Below are 17,325 nucleotides of genomic sequence, written 5' to 3'. Positions count from 1 at the left end.
GCTCCCGGCTCGGGTCCATGCCCATCTCGCGCACGTGCGCGGCGTAGTTGCGGCCAACACAGTAGATGCGGCGAACGGGAAACTGGTCGTTGCCGCCAACCACGGGAATCGTAACGGCAGGAATGGGCGGAATTACAAAGGTCATGTGGGACTCCAGGATTGGGACCTGCAAGGTCAGGTTTCGGGGGCGATACGGGGGATGCGCAAGGCCCCCGTCATACGGACAGGCACGTCTCGGCCTTCCAGCCGTAGAGCCACTCCAGCGCGTCGTAGAAGCGCTCCGGCGAGCGGCTTTTCCACAGGGAATTGCGCACCAGGCGCTCCACGCCGGATGCGTGGCACAGGCGGCCGAACTCGCGGGTGGACAGCACGACGCGAGCGGTGCGGGTGATGCGGGCGTCCTGATACAGCGCAAAGGCGCGCACCAGATCGCCGTCGCACGCGCGTACGGCGGCACCGAGTGTGACGGCGTCTTCCACAGCCATGCATGCACCCTGCGCGAGGTACTGCAGCAGCGGATGCGCGGCATCGCCGAGCAGCGTGATGCGGCCGTGCGTCCATTGGCCGATAGGCTCGCGGTCTGCCGTGGCCCAGCGCCGCCAGGTCGGCGGCAGGCAGAGCAGGCTGTGCGGACGGGCATCGATGCCCTGGAAGTACGAAAGCACCTCCTCCCTGCTGCCATCGCTGACGCCCCAGGTTTCCTGCTGGCGGCTGTGGAACGTCACCACGAGGTTGTACTGCTCGCCGGCGCGGACCGGGTAATGCACGACGTGGCAGTTCGGCCCAACCCAGAGCACCGGTGCATTCCATTGCATGTCACGCGGAAAATGCTCGGCATCGATAACCGCGCGGTACACCACGTGCCCCGATACGCGCGGTGGATCGCCGACCAGTTGTTCGCGGATGGCGGACTTCACGCCGTCGGCGCCAATCAGGGCGCATCCCTGGTAGCTGTTGCCCTGTTCGTCGAATGCGGTAACGCCGTCCCCTGACTGCCTGACCTCGACGATGCGCGTGGCGGTGACAAACTCAATCCGGTCTGTCTCGCGCACACCCTCGAGCAGCGAATTGTGGACGTCGGCACGGTGCGTGACTGCATACGGATTGCCGAAGCGCTTGCGAAAGGCTTCGCCAACGGGGATATCGGCAACGGCTTTGCCGTCGATCGCATCGATCATCATCATGTGATCGGTGTAGACGGCGTGGCTGCGCGTGCGCTCGCCTACGCCAAGCGCGTCAAAGGCGGCGAAGGCATTGGGGCCGAACTGCACGCCAGCGCCGATTTCGCCGATGGCGCTGGCCTGCTCCAGCACCTTGACATGACAGCCCTCGCGCGAGAGCGCGAGCGCCGCCGCAAGGCCTCCGATGCCGCCACCGACTACGAGCACCGGGGCTGACTGAGTGGTATTACGCATGACACTCCTAGTTTCTCCGGGCGACACTTGCCACGATGATTCGTGACCGATGTCGCCTACAACGACTGCGATGAATGAAAGGGGGCTATTGAACGTCCAGCGCCGCAGGCAACGCGGCGCCCTCCTCCGGCGCGGCGCACACTACTCGCAGCACGACGATCGCGGCGGCGGCGATGGCGGCCGGCACGGCGCTGCACAGGAAGATGGCCTTGATGCTGAAGCCGCTCGCGAGCAAAGCGCCGACGATGAGCGGTCCGCTAACCTGGCCCATGCGGCCAAGCGCCATGGCCCAGCCCACGCCGGTGGCGCGCATCCCGCTCGGGTAGCTCAGCACGGCCAGGCTCAGCAGCCCGGAACTGCCGGCGCCCATGAAGATGCCGCACAGGGTGGCGGCGATCGCAAGCGAAGTCAGCGATTGCGTGGCATAGCCGAGCGACGACACGCTGAGCGCACCGAGCATGAACAGCAGCGGCAGCGTCAGGTATGGACCGAAGCGGTCCACGAGGCGGCCGCCAGCGGCGGTGCCCGCTACGCTGCCGAGATTGATCAAGGCGACCACGAGCGCGGCATCGTGTTCACCGATGCCCTCGCCGCGCAGCAGCGCAGGCGTCCACAGTACGAGCACGATCAACAGCACGAAGCACATGAAGAAGCTGGCCCAGAGCAGCAGCGTGGGAACGAGCCGCCCCCCCGAAAGCAGCCGCCGGAATGGCAAGCCACGCACGCGTTCCTCGGCATCGACATAGGTGACATGGCGATCGGACGCCGACGGGCGGCCAGCCATGCGCGCGACGATGGCGCGCACTGCATCCTGGCCGTCCTTGCGCCGGAGCAGGAACGGCAGCGATTCGGGCAGGCTCGCGATGACCAGCAGCGCAAGGCCCAGCGGCAGCACGCCACCGAGATAGAACAGTGGCGGCCAGCCGTAGTGCGGCACGATGTGCGAACTGACGAGCGCGCCCACGGCACCACCCAGCGGAAAGCCGGCATAGAGCACGCCGGTCATCATGCCGCGCATCGGCCGCGGGGTGTATTCGGCAGACAGCGCGAGCAGGTTCGGAATCGCGCCGCCAAGGCCCAGGCCAGCGAGAAACCGGACCAGTAGCAGCCCCGGCAGCGAGGGCGCGTGCGGCGTGAGCAAGGAGAATGCCGAGAAGATCAGGATTGCCGCCGCCAGCAGCCAGCGGCGGCCAAAACGGTCAGCCAGCGGGCCGAGCAGGAAGGCGCCAACCATGGCGCCCAGCAGGCCCGCGGAAAAGACCTGCCCGAATACCGCAATGGGAATGTCGAGCGAGGAAGACATGGCCTTGGCCGCAAAGCCGATCGCCTGGGTATCGAAGCCATCCATCAGCACGATGAGGAAGCAGACGATAAAGATGCGAAGCCGGTAGGCGCCAAGGGGCCGTGCGTCGATGATCGACGCAATGCTGATAGGGGGCGGGTACATGTGTCTCCTTGGATGCGCGATTTGTTCTGTGGTTGAGTCCTGCTCCGGCCGGCCTTGCCGCGCTGCGGGCCAATCCGGATGACGGAAGTCTCGTTCCTTGCCTATCATTCGGCAATCCAATGATGGGAATGACGGTCATGAACGAGGCGAATGATTTCGATATGAACCTGCTGCGCGTGTTTGATGCGCTGTGGCGGCACGGGCACCTGGGCAGGGCGGCCGAGGAGATTGGCGTGAGCCAGCCGGCCATGTCGCACGCGTTGCAGCGGATGCGCGACCAGCTCGGGGATCCCCTGTTCCTGAAGGTCCGTACGGGCATGCAGCCGTCGCCGCGCGCCGTGGCGCTGGCGCCTGTCGTGCAGGGCGTGTTATCGCAGGTGCGGGAGCACCTGTTGACGGCGCCGCACTTCGAGCCGGCGCAGGCGCGCAGGACCTTTACGCTGGCCCTGTCGGACGTGGGCGAAGCGGCTTTCTTGCCGCGACTGCTAGCGCGGCTTACGAAAGAGGCGCCGCATGTGGACGTGCATACGGTATCGGCACGGCACACGGACATCATGGATCAGCTCGAACGCGGCAGGATCGATTTGGCCATCGGCTACTATCCGGACCTCGGCGGTTCGGACGTGTTCCAACAGCGCCTGTTCCGGCACGGGTTCGTGTGCCTGGCGCGCATGGACCACCCGATTACACAGGGGCGCATAACGGCAGGACAGTTCCGGACGCTGTCTCATGCGGTGATTCAGAGCGAAAGCCGGAGTCAGGAGATCGTCGAGGCATATCTGCGCCAGCACGGCATCGTGCGGCGCGAGCTACTGCGTTCCCCGCACTTCCTCAGCATTCCGCTCGTGATCGCGTCGACCGATCTCGTCGTCACGGTACCGCTGCCGGTAGGCGAGTTGTTCGCGCGCATCGCGGATGTACAGGTCCTGGAGCCGCCGTTTCCGATTCCCGCTTTCGATCTCAAGCAGCACTGGCACCGCTGTCAGCATGACGACCCCGGCAATCGCTGGCTGCGGTCGGTCACGCAGGAACTCTTCGGCGAATCTGCTGGCGCATAGACGCGCAGGACGATCGCTCAGTTCGGTCCACAGCCGACGCCCAGGCGACACATCAGCGACACGTAGCCCGAGAGCTGACGCGCCGCGAGAGAGGCCTGACGCGAATTTGAAGGGATGCATGCAGCGACCTTCTTGGTAGTCATCCCCGACTCGCCACCGCAGCGCGCAAGAGTAGGAATACGCAGGCGCGCCTGATGGCTTTCCCTAGCTGCCGCCGCGGCATGCCGCCGATACACTCAGTCTGCTCATTCGACACGAGCACTTGACTGCAGGGAGGAGGAGGAGAAGCCCGGTAAGAGGATGACGGGGAGGAAGAGGATTGAGTCCGCCGCGCGGACTCGTTTTTTTCTGCGGCACGTGCCTGCCCTGCCTCACCGCGCCGCTGCGCGAAAAAAAGAGGCCCACACGCGTGGGCCTCCCTCGAACCTGCGGACATCGATCGCATCGCATGGAAGCTGACACCCCCCGCTTTCATTTCCATGCTCGCCGTTTGCGCCTGGCCAGGCGTCGTCCACTCTTGCTTTCGCGGTCAATGCGAAGCCGCCGGATCCGGATTCGGGAGAATCTGTGCAGGCATCTGGGCCCGTCGGCCACCGAACCGGATTCGCGGTGCAATTCTCGCGGCGATGCGCGTTCGGTGGAAGAGTAAGTCTACTCAATCGCGCGCCCGCGGGACGAAGGCGGATGCGTCAGGAAAAGCCTGGCGCCAATGTGCCTGCGCCGTGCGCGGCTTCCGCATCCACATCCACATCGGCATCGGCATCGGCATAGCGCAACGCAATCGCGCGGATCTCCTGCTCGGCCCGGACAAATGCATCGACGATGCGCGGATCGAAATGCTGCCCGCGTTGCTCCGTAACCATCTGCATTGCCACATCGTGCGACAGCGCCTTCTTGTAGACGCGTTCGCTGATCAGCGCGTCATAGACATCGGCGATCGCCATGATGCGCGCCGAGAGCGGTATGTCGTCGCCGGACAGGCCATCCGGATAGCCCTTGCCGTTCCATCTCTCATGATGCGACCGGGCTATCTCGCGGGCGATGCGCAGGAAGGAGTCGTCTGCGCCGAAATGCTTCTCGGCCTCGACGATGGCGGCGCAGCCGATGGTGGTGTGCTGCTTCATGATGTCGAACTCTTCCGGTGTCAATCGTCCCGGCTTGCGCAGGATGCGGTCGTCTATGCCGATCTTCCCCACATCATGCAAGGGCGCCGATTTGAAGAGGAGGTCGATGATCTCTGGCGTCAGGCGATCCCGGAATTCCGCCGTGCCTTGCAAGGTCCTGGCGATCGTCTTGACGTAGTGCTGCGTGCGATGGATATGCCCGCCGGTCTCGTTGTCGCGCGCCTCGACCAGCGAGGAGAGCGCGAAGATGGTCGCGTCCTGCGCCAGCGTCAGCGCCTGCGCGCGCCGGTACAGTTCGGCTTGCAGGCTGGAGGCGTGCTCGCGCAGCCGGCGGTTGGCAAGGCGCAGCGAAAGATGGGTCGCCACCCTCGCCCTGAGCACGCGCGGGTTCACCGGCTTGACGATGTAGTCGACGGCACCGGCTTCGAAGCCTCTGGATTCGCCTTCGCTCTCGGGCGATGCGGTCAGCAGGATGACCGGCACGTCCGCGGTCGCCGGGTCCGAGGCGAGGTGGCTGCAAGCCTGGTAGCCGTTCATGCCTGGCATGACCACGTCCAGCAGGACGATGTCGGGCGTGCCGGCGCGGGCGGCCTCCAGCGCGGCCTCGCCGCTGGCGACCGCGCGTATCTCGTACAGGTCCTCCAGCAACGAGGAAATGATGAGGATGTTCTCCGGCGTGTCGTCGACCAGCAGCACGCTCGGCAGGGCGGACTGGGCGGCGGGCGCCGGAAAGCGCTGTGACGTGGCCGATGTGGCCGATGTGGCGGGCAACGAAACGGGCAATGAAGCGGCGTTCATAGGGTCGTCGGTCAACTGCGCTGGTCCGTGGTGGCCACTCTGCGCCAGGCCGCTTCCATCGGCACCGGCGCGAGAGCGAGTTCGAGACATCCGGGGGAAAGGAGGCAAGCACCTCCTGCCGGTCCGGGACATCGGGCCGGCGTTGCCGCGTCCCAATTGTCCGAATCCGCCCCATGTGCGCAAAGAGTAGTTCTACTCAGGCCGCGGCTTCAGGATACCGCCGGCAAGCACCCGCGGATCGAAGCCATCAGCGCGCCATAGTCAGAATCGAACGAGGCAAGCTGCGCGGCGTCGATGCAGTTGCCCTGGATGCCCTTCTCGATTGCTGCGCAACGGCTTGCGAGCCCGCCTGCGCCGATGGTCGCCAGGACGGATTTCAGGCTATGGGCCAGCAGGATGGCTTCCTCGGCCTGGCCCTGGATGGCGCAGGCCTTCAGGCGCCATGCGGCGTCATGGCGTGCGGCGAGCGTGCGCTCCAGCAGGCGCAGGTAAAGCTGCCGCCTGCCCATCACATGGCGCAAACCCGTCTCGACCGAAAGGCCGTCGATCCCGCGCAGCGACTGGATGACGTCTTCGTCCGTCCGGCTGTGACCCGCCCTGACTGCATCTCCCAAGGCCGGCGGCGCGCCCGGGCCGGCGGATAGCCAGCGCCCCAGCATCGTGTCCAGCAGCCTGGGATCCACCGGCTTGGCGATATGGTCGTTCATGCCGCTGCGCAGGCAACGCTCGCGGTCTTCCTGTGTTGCGTTCGCGGTGAATGCCAGGATCGGAATGGCGGCGTACCTGGCATCCGCGCGCAGCAGCCTGGTCACCTCGAAGCCGTCCAGCTTGGGCAGGTGGATGTCCATCAGCACGAGGTCGAACTGCGCCGCGGCCACGGCGGACAATCCGGCCTCGCCGTCCCTGGCCACCACCACGGCGATGCCGGCCGCCTCGAGCAATTCCTTGACGACCTCCTGGTTGATTTCGTTGTCCTCCACCACCAGGACCCGCTTGCCCTGCCATCGCGGGGAAGCTGCCAGCTCGCCGTCCTGCGCGCGGCCGGGGCCATCGGCCTGCCCTGCCGGCATCTCGGCCACGTGCCGGGCGGCACCGCCCTGGCTGCGCGCGGGCTCCGGCGGCTGGGCGCGCGCGTGGCTGCCATGAAGCCTGCTCCATCCCCTGGCGAACGCGGCGGCGCAATTGTCGGCCCCGGCGCCGCGATCCTGGCGCGCGACCAGCATGTCGAGCGAGAACGTACTGCCCATGCCCGGCTCGCTCTCCACGAAGACGGTGCCACCCATCATGGTGGCCAGGCTCTTCGAGATCGCCAGGCCCAGCCCGGCGCCGTCGAAGCGCCGCGCGGTCGTCCCGTCCAGCTGGTGGAAGGGCGTGAAGAGCGACGCAAGCGCGTGCGGCTCGATGCCGAGGCCGGAGTCCTGGACTTCGAACAACAGCCGCACCTCGGCACGGCTAAGGTACCTGGCGCGGACCCTGATGGTCACCCGCCCGTGATCGGTGAACTTGACCGCATTGCCGACAAAGTTGATCAGTATCTGGCCGATGCGCAGCGCGTCGCCCGTCAGATACTCCGGCACGGTGTCCTGTATGTCCACCGTGATCACGATGTTCTTCGACGTCGCCCGCTCCAGGAACAGGCCGGCGACATGCTCGATCGTCTGCGACAGCTCGAACGCGCACGACTGCGGCGTGAGCTTGCCGGCCTCGATCTTGGAGAAATCCAGCACGTCGTTCACCACGCCGAGCAGATGCCTGCCGGAGGTTGCGATCCTGCCGAGATAGTGCTCCAGCCGCCGGCTGTCCCGGGCCCGCTGGGCAAGGTGGGTCATGCCAATGATGCCGTTGAGCGGGGTGCGGATTTCATGGCTCATATTGGCCAGGAACTGCGCCTTCGCCCGCGCGGCGCCTTCGGCCACTTCCCTGGCCGTGTCGAGCTCCTGCGTGCGCTCCCTGATCTTCTGCTCGAGGTTGATCGTCAGCGCCTCCAGCGCGCGCCGGTTCCCCTCCGATTCCGTGATGTCGGTCACCACCGCCCCAATGCCCGCGACCCGGCTGTTGTCCCCCGCCAGCACGGGAAACTTGACCAGGTGATAGATCCGTTCCTCGCCGCGCGCGCGCTTCAGGACATGCACCTGATCCTGTGCCTGCCCGGACGCCAGTACGAGATGATGCGTCGAGCGGATGATTTCCGCGGAGACGGGGTTCGCCACGGCCTCCCAGGCATTCTTGCCGACCAGCGCTTCCGCGTCCGCGCCAATGGCATCGCCATAGGCGCGGTTTGCCATGATGACGGTCCCGTCGGTCGTGGCGCAGGAAAAGCCGACCGGCACATGCTTGCGGAATGCCAGCCATCGCTCGTCGTTTTCGGCGGCGCTGCGCCGGCTGCGCCAGTGCACCGCGGTCAGGGCGACGATCAGGCCGACCGAGATGGTCGTCAGGCCAATGATCGCGCGCCTCGCCAGATCATAGAACTGATAGGCCTCCGCGGCATCCTGCTCGACGATGATGCCCATGTCCAAGCCCGGCAGCCAATGGCCCATGCCGACCACGCTGCGCCCGCGCATGTCGGTGTAGTGGTCAAGCACCGGCGTCGTGGCCCGCCTGTTCTCGAGCAGGTGCGATGCCACGCTCGTCAGCCCGGTGGTGCCATCGCTGCCTAGCGGCCGCTGCTTCGGCTGCACGCGCTGCGGCACGCGCGCCCACAGCCCATAGGGCGCACCCCGCCCGGCTGCCTCGGGGATCCGCACTTCGCCGGCAAGGCGGCTCGGGGACAGCAGGCGGCCCTCGGCATCGATCACGTAGGCGTTACCGGTCTTGCCCCCCCACCCCGAACGCAGGATCTCGAACAGCCTCAGACCCGGGTTCATGCGAAGGCACAGGACGGCAATCAGTTCGCCTTCATCGCGTACCGCGGAGCAGACCAGCTGGAACAGGGTTCCCCGAGGGCGCTCGGTGCCGTTGACATCGATCGGCAAGGGCGCCGGGATCGGCGCCGTGACGCCGAAGCCCGAGGCCATTGCGCGTTCGACCGCAATGCGCGCGGCGGAGGTGGCGACAGGCTCCGATATGTACGAAGTGCTGCTCGCCGCGACAATGATCCGGTCGGGCGAGATCAGGCTATATCCCTCGAAACCGCGGCTTCGGTAGATGGCGGTGATCCAGGCGTCGAACTCGGCTCGCGTGGAGATGTCGCCACGTGCCCGCATGACGTGCTTCGCCAGGTGGATGAGGTACTGCGCCTCGACGATGGTCCGGACCCGGTCCGCGCTGTCTTCCAGCAGGGAATCCGTCATCCTGACAACGGCCTCCATCGAGGAGCGCCGGTACATCGAAGCCTGCTCCCTGACCTCGTCCTGCAGCAGGCCGAGCACGTGGATGCAGAGCAGGATCAGCAGGCCGATGGCAATCGCGGTCGTCACCACGATGGAGCTGGCTTGCCTGCTGAAGACTCTCCGGACCGACTGCAGCGCGCGCGCAAGAACCATCATGGCTTTCTGTGAGGCAAGTGGGCAACTGCGTGGCGGGAACATGGCGCAGCCGGGATGGCGGGCACCGCAGGCGGATCGCGCTGCGGGCAGGCGGCGCAACGGGTTGCGAAGCGCCAGGAAGACGGCGGGCGGATACAAGGTCACCTCGGGCCGTTGCATCGCAATTTGCCGCCGGGCGGCATTTTCGGGGAGATGGACCCCTGTCACAAGAGTAAAAGTACCTAGGCCGCCGAAGCCCCTGCGCGAGGTGGCCTCCGGATCGCCAAAGCGACCTGCAGTGCGCCCGGGCACCGGGCCGGCCGTGCGCGGTGAGTACTAATACTCTTTTCCACCGGCCCCGCAACCGCCATATTTGCCCCCGCACGAGAGCAAGAGGGTGCGCCTCGGCGCAGCCATGCGCGCCGAGGCCGAATGCGAAGCCGGGATAACCGGACGCACGTATGCAGGGATGCAGGGATGCAGAAAACGGGATGCGGAAAACAGTGAGTCAGGGTATCGGCACGGCCAACAACAGGTATTCAGATTGCGGAGCCGACGAGGGAAACCGCGATCGCCACCGCAGGCGTATCGACGAGTGGCTCCTCGCCGTCGCCAAGGGAAACACCTCGTGCGGCTATGACGACTGGCTTCAGCGCACCATCGACGACCAGCACAGAGCCAAGCACCCCCACGGCGACCAGCGGGCAATGTCGCCCATGTCGAAGCTGCTGCGCCAGGGCGACATCGTCTTCCAGCTTGAGCACGGCGCCCGCTATGAGGTCCGGCACGACAAGGAAGGCACCCGGGTATTCGTCTGCATGTTCGATGACGAAACGCCGTATATCGCCTTCGAGGATACGCGCAGTGGCATACGTTTCCCGTGGATCACGGTGCAGGGCGTGTTTCGCCAGAGCGAGCTCAGGACCATCAGGAAGCTCTGACGGCCGTTGCCCCGCGGGGCAACGGCGATGAAGAGCCGCGACGCCACAGGCCCGCGCGGCATACGCCGGCCACCTCGGGCACTGCGTCCGGCGCGCCAGGGGACGCGCCCTAGGCCGCGGCGTGCAGCAGCCTGACCAGTTCGGCAACCGAGCCGATCTCGAGCTTCTCCGTCAGGCGCGCCCTGTGGTTCTCCACGGTGCGCACGCTCAGGCCCATGTCCTCGGATATGGTCCGGCTCGATTTGCCTGCCGCCACCAGTTCGGCTACCTCGCGCTCGCGCCGCGACAGCAGTGCAAGCCTGGCGTGCCGCCTGGCCATCGCGATGCGCGAAGCATGCAGGGATTTGCTGTGTTTCAGCGCTTCCGAGACCACCGCCACCAGGCGTTCGCCGTCGACGGGCTTCTCCAGGAAATCGAAGGCCCCGACCTTCATGGCCTGCACCACCGACGGGATCTCGGCGTGGCCCGAGACAAAAATGATCGGCAAGCTGATGCCGGTCTCCGACAGCCGTCTTTGCACATCGAGGCCACCGATCTCCGGCATGCGCAGATCGCAGATAAGACACTCGCTTGGCCCGGGCCTGTAAGCACCCAGAAAGTCCTGCGCCGACGCAAAGGTGCGAATGCTGAGACCCGGCTTGCGCAGCAACTCCCGGTATAGCCACAGCATCGTCTCGTCGTCGTCCAGGACAAATACCACCTGCTCCTCCCAAACCATCGACGTACTCCGAATCACACAAGAAGACCCATCCTAAGGGGGGAACGATTGGCGGGTAATCCGGGGCGACACGGATTTAGAGGCTATCCTCTAAAAAGCGCCGGGCCTTCGAAGTGACTCGGCCGCACCCCGGACAAGTGCAGCCCGATGCACGACAGCGCCGGCGGTGTCGGTGTCGAAGCAAATCCGCCGCCCCCGGCCGCGCACGCCCGACCTGCCAGGCATTGAGTATTTCCACTCTTGCGCCACGCGCGTGGCTTTCCGATGATCGCAGACGTCCCTTGCCGCCCCAGAGGAGCGCTTGCATGAAAGGCATCGTCAGCGCGCACTATATCCGCCGCCAGCTCGAGCGGCTGGGCATTCCGTGCCTGTCGGACACCGACGAGCCGGGCATGCCGGGCGTGGTTGTCGTCAGCGACCGCCTCCATATCGCCGTCTTCGGCGCGGCCGCGTCCTTCCGCCTTGTCTCGCGCCTACCTGACGGCGCCTTCCTCTTCCACGCCGAAACCGACTCGCTCGATATCCTGCACCAGCAAGTGCTGCACGAACTTTCGTCCGCGAGCCCGCCTTACGGCCCCGCCCGGCATTGAGTGTCCCGGCGCCGGCCACGGCAAGACAGGCCCGCTCGCGTCGGGCATGGCGCCAGGCCTCAACCATCAGCTTGCGCCTGAGCCGGGCCTCGCCACCCGCCATCAGCCGCGTGACGCGGCTTCCCTGCGCCTCGAGCGCCACCCTGATCAGGTGAACCGCACGCACACGGCAGCCAGGCGATACCAGGGCCGCCTCAGTCCGGCACCACCGCGGTGACCTCGATCTCCACCTTGGCGCGGTCCTCGATCAGCGCCGAGACTTCCACCGCGGTCATGGCGGCGTTGAAGCTGCCGATGATCTCGCGGAAAGCCTTGCCGATCTCCGCATAGGCCGCGATGTATGCGCGCTTGTCGGTCACGTACCAGGTCATGCGCACGATGTGCTCGGGCCTGGCGTCGCCGGCCTCCAGCACCTCGACGATGTTCTGCAGCGCCTGGCGTACCTGGCCGGCGAGGTCGTCGGTATGGAAGACGCCATCGGCGTCCCAGCCGATCATGCCGGCCACGAATACCGAACGCCCGCGGGCGGACACGCCGTTGGCATAGCCGCGCGGGCGCGGCCAGCCGGGAGGAAGAAGGACTTGCATATCAATGGCTCCGTTCGTTTGATCATTGCATCCGCCCCGCCGGCCATTGCCGGCAGCGCGGACGGGTTCACCGTGGCTCGTGCAGCTTGAAGCGCTGCAGCTTGCCGGTCTGGGTGCGCGGCAGCCTGTCGGTGAATTCGACGGCGCGCGGGTACTTGTATGGCGCGACGGTCTGCTTGACGAAGTCCTGCAGCGTCCTGACCATCGCCTCGTCGCCGTCCTGCCCGGGGCGCAGCACGACGAAGGCCTTGACGATCTGGCCGCGTTCGTCGTCGGGCACCCCGATCACCGCGCACTCGGCCACCGACGGATGCAGGATCAGCGCGTCCTCCACCTCGGGCGCGGCGATGTTGTAGCCGGAGGAGATGATCATGTCGTCGGTGCGCGCCTGGTAGAAGAAGTAGCCATCGGCATCCATCAGGTAGGCATCGCCCGTGACGTTCCAGCCGTCCTGCACGTAGGAGGCCTGGCGCGCGTCGGCCAGGTAGCGGCAGCCGGTCGGGCCTTGCACGGCAAGGCGGCCCACGGTGCCCGGCGGCACTTCCCTGCCCTGTGCGTCCACCACCCGGGCGCGGTAGCCGGGCACCGGCCTGCCGGTGGCGCCAGGACGCGCATCGGCCTCGTCGTGCGAAATGAAGATGTGCAGCATCTCGGTCGCACCGATGCCGTCGATCAGCTCGATGCCGGTGGCGTCCTTCCACAATGCGCGCGTGGCCGCGGGCAGAACCTCGCCGGCCGATACGCACTTGCGCAGGCGCGTGCGGCGCACCTCGACGCTGCGCGCGGCCAGCGTGCGGTAGGACGTGGGCGCGGTGAACAGCACCGTGGCGCCGAAGTCCTTGATGCCATCGAGCAGTTGCGGCGGGCTGGCCTTCTCGAGCAGCACGGTGGAAGCGCCGACCGACATCGGAAACAAGACCAGTCCGCCCAGCCCGAAGGTGAATGCCAGCGGCGGGCTGCCGATGAATACATCGTCTTCGGTGGCCCGCAGCACGTGACGCGGCCAGCAGGCCCAGATGGCCATGACGTCGCGGTGGTAGTGCATGGTGGCCTTGGGCACGCCGGTGGTGCCCGAGGTAAAGCCGAAGATGCAGGTGTCCTCGGCCGCCGTGTCCACGTTGTCGAAGCGCGGCGAGGCGCGCTCCATGGCGGCCTCGAGGCTGTCGGGCCCGCCATGGTTGAAATGGCGCATCTGACGTAGCGAAGGCGCCTCGAGCGCGGTCAGGCGCAACTCCCCTGCCAGCGCGGCGTCGCACAGCGCGTGCGTGACCTTGCCGATCTCGACGATGGCCTTCAGTTCCTTGGCGCGCAACAGCGGCATGGTAGCCACGGCGATGGCGCCCGCCTTCATCACGGCGAACCAGCAAGCCACCAGCATGGGGTTGTTGGGCGCGCGCAGCAGCACGCGGTTGCCCGGCACCAGGCCCATGTCGCCGACCAGCACATTGGCGATGCGGTTGGCCTTCTCCTGCAGGTCGGCATAGGTCCAGGCAAGCCCGGGCGCGCGGATGCAGACGCGCTCTCCCCGGCCCTGTTCGATATGCCGGTCGAGCAATTCCGTGGCGCAGTTCAGGCGCTGCCCGAACTGCAATTCGGGCAGCGCGAACAGGTATGCCGGCTGCAGTGCGGCCGGCGGCAGGTTGTCGCGGGCAAAGGTATCGACGTGAGCGCTTTCGGCCATGCCGCTGTCTCCTGGGGTGCTATGTGAATGGCCTTGCGCCAGCCTCTGTGGTCAGTTCGCGGCGACGGCTTTCTCGCGCGCGAAGATGGCCTCCATCTGGCCCTTGGCCGAACGGTATTGCTGCGGCCAGGCGACCGGCGTGTAGCCGATCTTCGCTGCCTCGGTCAGCGTCCAGGCCGGGTTGGCCAGGTGCGGACGGGCCACCGCGCACAGGTCGGCGCGGCCGGCGGCGAGGATGCTGTTGGCATGGTCGGCTTCGCTGATGGCGCCCACCGCAATGGTCGGGATGCCGGCTTCCTGGCGGATGCGGTCGGCGAACGGCGTCTGGAACATGCGCCCGTAGACCGGCTTCTCCTTCTTGCTGACCTGGCCCGACGAGCAGTCGATCATGTCGGCGCCAGCCGCCTTGAAGGCCCTGGCGATCTCGACCGCGTCGTCGGGCGTGATGCCGCCTTCGACCCAGTCATGCGCGGAAATACGCACCGACATCGGCTTGTTCGCGGGCCATGCGGCGCGGACCGCCGCGAATACTTCCAGCGGGTAGCGCAGGCGGTTGGCCAGGCCGCCGCCGTATTCGTCGGTGCGATGATTGGTCAGCGGCGAGATAAAGCTCGACAGCAGGTAGCCGTGCGCGCAATGCAGCTCGAGCCAGTCCACGCCGATCTCCGCCGCGGCCCTGGCGGCGTTGACGAACCCGGCCCTGACCTCGTTCATGTCGTGCCGGGTCATTTCGCGCGCGGTCTGGCTCACGCCTGCCAGGTACTGCTGCGGCGAGGCGGAGATGACCGGCCAGTTGCCGGATGCCAGCGGCTGGTCGATGCCCTCCCAGGCCAGGCGGGTCGATGCCTTGGCACCGGCGTGCCCGATCTGCATGGCGAACTTCGCATCCGTGTTGGCGTGGATCCAGTCCACGATGCGCTGCCACGCGGCCTGGTGTTCCGGCTCGTACATGCCGGGGCATCCCGGCGTGATGCGGCCTTCGGCGCTGACGCAGGTCATCTCGGCGAACACCAGTCCGGCGCCGCCCATGGCCCGCGCGCCGAGATGCACCAGGTGATAGTCGCCGGGCACGCCGTCGACCGCCGAGTACTGCGCCATCGGCGAGACCACGATGCGGTTCTTGAGCGTGACGCCGCGCACGGTGTATGGCGTGAACATCGGCGGCGGCGGCACCGCGTCGTGCGCGGCCGGCACGCCGGCGCGCTGCGCGAGCCAGCGCTCGTAGCCTTCGAGCCACTGCTTGTCGCGCAGGCGCAGGTTCTCGTGGCTGATGCGCTGGCTGCGCGTGAGCATGGAATACATGAACTGCGGCGCCTCGAACTGGTCGCAATAGCGTTCGCCGCAGACCTCGAACCACTCCATGGCGTTCCACGCCGCGTTCTGCAGGCGCAGCGTCTCGATGCGTCGCGCCTCCTGGTAGCGCGTGAGCACTTGCTCGATGTGCTCGGGGCTGTCGCCCAGCAGCTGGAACTGGCGGGTCAGCTCGATCGCATCCTCGATGGCGAGCTTGGTGCCCGAGCCGATGGCGAAGTGCGCGGTGTGCACGGCGTCGCCCATCAGCACCACGTGGCTGCCCTGTGCGTTGCGCAGCCACCACTGTTCGCACACCACGCGCTGGAAATTCAGCCAGGCCGAGCCGCGCAGGTGACGCGCGTTGGTCATCAGCTTCGCGCCTTGCAGGTTGTTGGCGAACAGCGTCTCGCAGAAGGCGATCGACTGGTCCTGGTCGGCCTTGTCCAGGCCGTGCGCCAGCCAGACATGCTCGGGGCATTCGACGATGAAGGTGGTGGTCTTGTCGTCGAACTTGTAGACATGGGCCTGGAACCAGCCGTGCTCGGTCTTCTCGAACAGGAAGGTGAAGGCATCGTAGAGCTTGTGCGTGCCCAGCCAGATATAGCGGTTGGGGCGCACCGCCACGTCGGGCCTGAAGACCGCGGCGTGCTTCTCGCGGATCCGGGAATTGATGCCGTCGCTGGCGATGACGAGGTCGGCGTCGGCATAGTCGGCATCGGAAGCCGCTTCCGTCTCGAACACCAGCTCGACGCCCAACTGCTCGCAACGCGCCTGCAGGATATTGAGCAGCTTCTTGCGGCCGATGCCCACGAAGCCGTGGCCGCCGGAGCGGATCACCTCGCCCTTGAACTCCAGCTCGATGTCGTCCCAGTGATTGAAGGCCTGCTGGATCGCGCCGGCCGTGACCGGATCCCAGCGGCGCATGTTCTCCATGGTGGCATCCGAGAACACCACGCCCCAGCCGAACGTGTCATAGGGCTTGTTGCGTTCCACCACGACGATGTCGTGCCGCGGATTCTGCTGCTTCATGAGCAGCGCGAAGTACAGGCCGGCGGGGCCGCCACCGATGCAAACGATCTTCATGACCAGGTCTCCTCGAGCTTCCGCTCCTTCGTCCATCCGTTCTTGCGGGGCGCGTATTTAATTTAGGCTTAGATAGTTTAAATGTCAACTAATTAAGCGGATGGAGTCCGCGAGGAAGAACGAGGGGGGGTCAGACATTGCGGCTACGCGCGCCTTTGCGCGCGCGAAAAATGCCTGATCAGCCGCAGCCCTGCGCTAACCGGCGGCAGGCCCTGGCGATGTTTGCCGCCAGGGCGGCGGCATCGCTCTCACTCCGGCTGCGCATGCTCGAATGCTTGCCGCAACTGGCCCGCCAGCCGCATGAGATGCGGCTTGAGTTCACGGCTGGCCGCCGCCACGCCGGCGCGCGTGGAGGTGCTGACGTTGAGTACATGGAGGGGATAGTGGCCGAGCTGCATGGGCGTGGACAGGGCCACCACCTCGGGCTGCCAGCTGGCGGCGCACCAGCCGTGCCGCTGCACATGCTCGATGGCCTGCAGGATCTGCGCCTCCAGCTCCGGCCAGTGCGCGGGGAAGCGATGGCGGAACTGCTGCATCAATGCGCCGCGCTCTTCCGCTGGCGTGGCCGCCAGCCACGCGCGGCCCAGCGAGGTCAGCGGCATCGGCACGCGCTGCCCTGTCACCACGTTGCGCAGCGACGCCTTGCGGCTGTAGCGGATCGACTCCAGGTAGACCATCTCGTCCTGGTCCGCCATCGCCAGCCCGACGTTGATGTGCTCTGCCTGCGCCAGTTCGCGCATCAGCGGAGCGGCCAGTTGCAGCACCGTCGATCCGGTGCGCATGGCATGCGCCAGGCTCAGCACCGGCACGCCCAGGCGGTAGGCACGCAGGTCGGGATCGTATTGCAGGAAACCGGTGTCGACCAGGCTTTGCGTCAGGCGGCTGACGGTCGAGCGGGCCAGGCCGGTGCGCTCGGCCAGTTCGCCGTTGCCGAGCACCTCGGAGCCGGGCCGGAACGCACGCAGCAGCGCGATGCCGCGCTCCAGCGAGCGGTTGGCGAGCTGGTTGGCCGGCCGGCCGCGCGCGCGGCTGTTTGCATCCTCCGAATCCACGGCGCTCTCCGATGGCATGGGCGCGCCTGCGGCGGCGCTTGAGGCGCGGCATTTCCGTCCAGCGGAAATGC

Annotated in this window: 12 protein-coding genes and 1 pseudogene; 3 read left to right on the top strand and 10 right to left on the bottom strand. The window is 66.6% G+C overall.

Translation table 11 applies throughout. The annotated features are described in order from the left end of the window. The 3 genes and pseudogenes from AC1DKV_RS37500 to AC1DKV_RS37490 all read right to left on the bottom strand — a co-directional run. Positions 1-145 (bottom strand): annotated as a pseudogene (locus tag AC1DKV_RS37500) (fumarylacetoacetate hydrolase family protein); the annotation flags it as partial. Between the two features lie 70 nt (positions 146-215). Continuing rightward, on the bottom strand, positions 216-1,415 hold the full coding sequence (locus AC1DKV_RS37495) for a 3-hydroxybenzoate 6-monooxygenase (protein WP_441622796.1): 1,200 nt from the start codon (positions 1,413-1,415) through the stop codon (positions 216-218). Between the two features lie 85 nt (positions 1,416-1,500). Continuing rightward, on the bottom strand, positions 1,501-2,862 hold the full coding sequence (locus AC1DKV_RS37490) for an MFS transporter (RefSeq protein ID WP_441622798.1): 1,362 nt from the start codon (positions 2,860-2,862) through the stop codon (positions 1,501-1,503). Positions 2,863-2,999: 137 nt separating this feature from the next. Between AC1DKV_RS37490 and AC1DKV_RS37485 the strand changes: the two genes are divergently transcribed. Then, positions 3,000-3,920: a LysR family transcriptional regulator gene (locus AC1DKV_RS37485; RefSeq protein ID WP_441622800.1), complete on the top strand. Its 921-nt coding sequence runs from the start codon at positions 3,000-3,002 to the stop codon at positions 3,918-3,920. 689 nt (positions 3,921-4,609) lie between these two features. Here AC1DKV_RS37485 and AC1DKV_RS37480 read toward each other — a convergent pair. Then, the gene (locus AC1DKV_RS37480) at positions 4,610-5,857 is read right to left on the bottom strand and encodes an HD-GYP domain-containing protein (RefSeq protein WP_441622802.1); all 1,248 of its coding nucleotides are present in this window, start codon (positions 5,855-5,857) and stop codon (positions 4,610-4,612) included. Between the two features lie 194 nt (positions 5,858-6,051). Continuing rightward, entirely contained in the window at positions 6,052-9,330 is a 3,279-nt protein-coding gene (locus AC1DKV_RS37475; protein WP_441622804.1) for a response regulator, read from the bottom strand. 482 nt (positions 9,331-9,812) lie between these two features. Between AC1DKV_RS37475 and AC1DKV_RS37470 the strand changes: the two genes are divergently transcribed. After that, the gene (locus AC1DKV_RS37470; protein ID WP_441622806.1) at positions 9,813-10,250 is read left to right on the top strand and encodes a hypothetical protein; all 438 of its coding nucleotides are present in this window, start codon (positions 9,813-9,815) and stop codon (positions 10,248-10,250) included. Positions 10,251-10,359: 109 nt separating this feature from the next. Here the strand turns inward: AC1DKV_RS37470 and AC1DKV_RS37465 are convergent, their stop codons facing one another. Continuing rightward, positions 10,360-10,968: a response regulator transcription factor gene (locus AC1DKV_RS37465; protein ID WP_441622808.1), complete on the bottom strand. Its 609-nt coding sequence runs from the start codon at positions 10,966-10,968 to the stop codon at positions 10,360-10,362. A 305-nt stretch (positions 10,969-11,273) separates the two neighbouring features. Between AC1DKV_RS37465 and AC1DKV_RS37460 the strand changes: the two genes are divergently transcribed. After that, on the top strand, positions 11,274-11,558 hold the full coding sequence (locus tag AC1DKV_RS37460) for a hypothetical protein (protein ID WP_441622810.1): 285 nt from the start codon (positions 11,274-11,276) through the stop codon (positions 11,556-11,558). A 194-nt stretch (positions 11,559-11,752) separates the two neighbouring features. Here the strand turns inward: AC1DKV_RS37460 and AC1DKV_RS37455 are convergent, their stop codons facing one another. The 4 genes from AC1DKV_RS37455 to AC1DKV_RS37440 form a co-directional block, all read right to left on the bottom strand. Next, positions 11,753-12,145: a RidA family protein gene (locus AC1DKV_RS37455; RefSeq protein WP_441622812.1), complete on the bottom strand. Its 393-nt coding sequence runs from the start codon at positions 12,143-12,145 to the stop codon at positions 11,753-11,755. Between the two features lie 67 nt (positions 12,146-12,212). Continuing rightward, positions 12,213-13,826 carry an AMP-binding protein gene (locus AC1DKV_RS37450; protein ID WP_441622814.1) on the bottom strand — a complete coding sequence of 538 codons (1,614 nt, stop codon included), beginning with the start codon at positions 13,824-13,826 and terminating at the stop codon, positions 12,213-12,215. A 51-nt stretch (positions 13,827-13,877) separates the two neighbouring features. Next, positions 13,878-16,202: a bifunctional salicylyl-CoA 5-hydroxylase/oxidoreductase gene (locus AC1DKV_RS37445; RefSeq protein WP_441622816.1), complete on the bottom strand. Its 2,325-nt coding sequence runs from the start codon at positions 16,200-16,202 to the stop codon at positions 13,878-13,880. A 248-nt stretch (positions 16,203-16,450) separates the two neighbouring features. Continuing rightward, on the bottom strand, positions 16,451-17,272 hold the full coding sequence (locus AC1DKV_RS37440; RefSeq protein ID WP_441622818.1) for an IclR family transcriptional regulator: 822 nt from the start codon (positions 17,270-17,272) through the stop codon (positions 16,451-16,453). Positions 17,273-17,325: the final 53 nt, after the last annotated feature.

This window comes from Cupriavidus sp. 05T41 (assembly GCF_056396525.1).
Note: the sequence above shows the minus strand (reverse complement) of the source record. Positions and strands in the feature narration are given on the sequence as shown.

What these genes read in the sequence shown, in the direction of transcription:
- AC1DKV_RS37495 (WP_441622796.1), bottom strand. Translation starts at nt 1,415, where the DNA reads ATGCGTAATACCACTCAGTCAGCCCCGGTGCTCGTAGTCGGTGGCGGC.
- AC1DKV_RS37490 (WP_441622798.1), bottom strand. Translation starts at nt 2,862, where the DNA reads ATGTACCCGCCCCCTATCAGCATTGCGTCGATCATCGACGCACGGCCC.
- AC1DKV_RS37485 (WP_441622800.1), top strand. Translation starts at nt 3,000, where the DNA reads ATGAACGAGGCGAATGATTTCGATATGAACCTGCTGCGCGTGTTTGAT.
- AC1DKV_RS37475 (WP_441622804.1), bottom strand. Translation starts at nt 9,330, where the DNA reads ATGATGGTTCTTGCGCGCGCGCTGCAGTCGGTCCGGAGAGTCTTCAGC.
- AC1DKV_RS37465 (WP_441622808.1), bottom strand. Translation starts at nt 10,968, where the DNA reads ATGGTTTGGGAGGAGCAGGTGGTATTTGTCCTGGACGACGACGAGACG.
- AC1DKV_RS37460 (WP_441622810.1), top strand. Translation starts at nt 11,274, where the DNA reads ATGAAAGGCATCGTCAGCGCGCACTATATCCGCCGCCAGCTCGAGCGG.
- AC1DKV_RS37455 (WP_441622812.1), bottom strand. Translation starts at nt 12,145, where the DNA reads ATGCAAGTCCTTCTTCCTCCCGGCTGGCCGCGCCCGCGCGGCTATGCC.
- AC1DKV_RS37450 (WP_441622814.1), bottom strand. Translation starts at nt 13,826, where the DNA reads ATGGCCGAAAGCGCTCACGTCGATACCTTTGCCCGCGACAACCTGCCG.
- AC1DKV_RS37445 (WP_441622816.1), bottom strand. Translation starts at nt 16,202, where the DNA reads ATGAAGATCGTTTGCATCGGTGGCGGCCCCGCCGGCCTGTACTTCGCG.
- AC1DKV_RS37440 (WP_441622818.1), bottom strand. Translation starts at nt 17,272, where the DNA reads ATGCCATCGGAGAGCGCCGTGGATTCGGAGGATGCAAACAGCCGCGCG.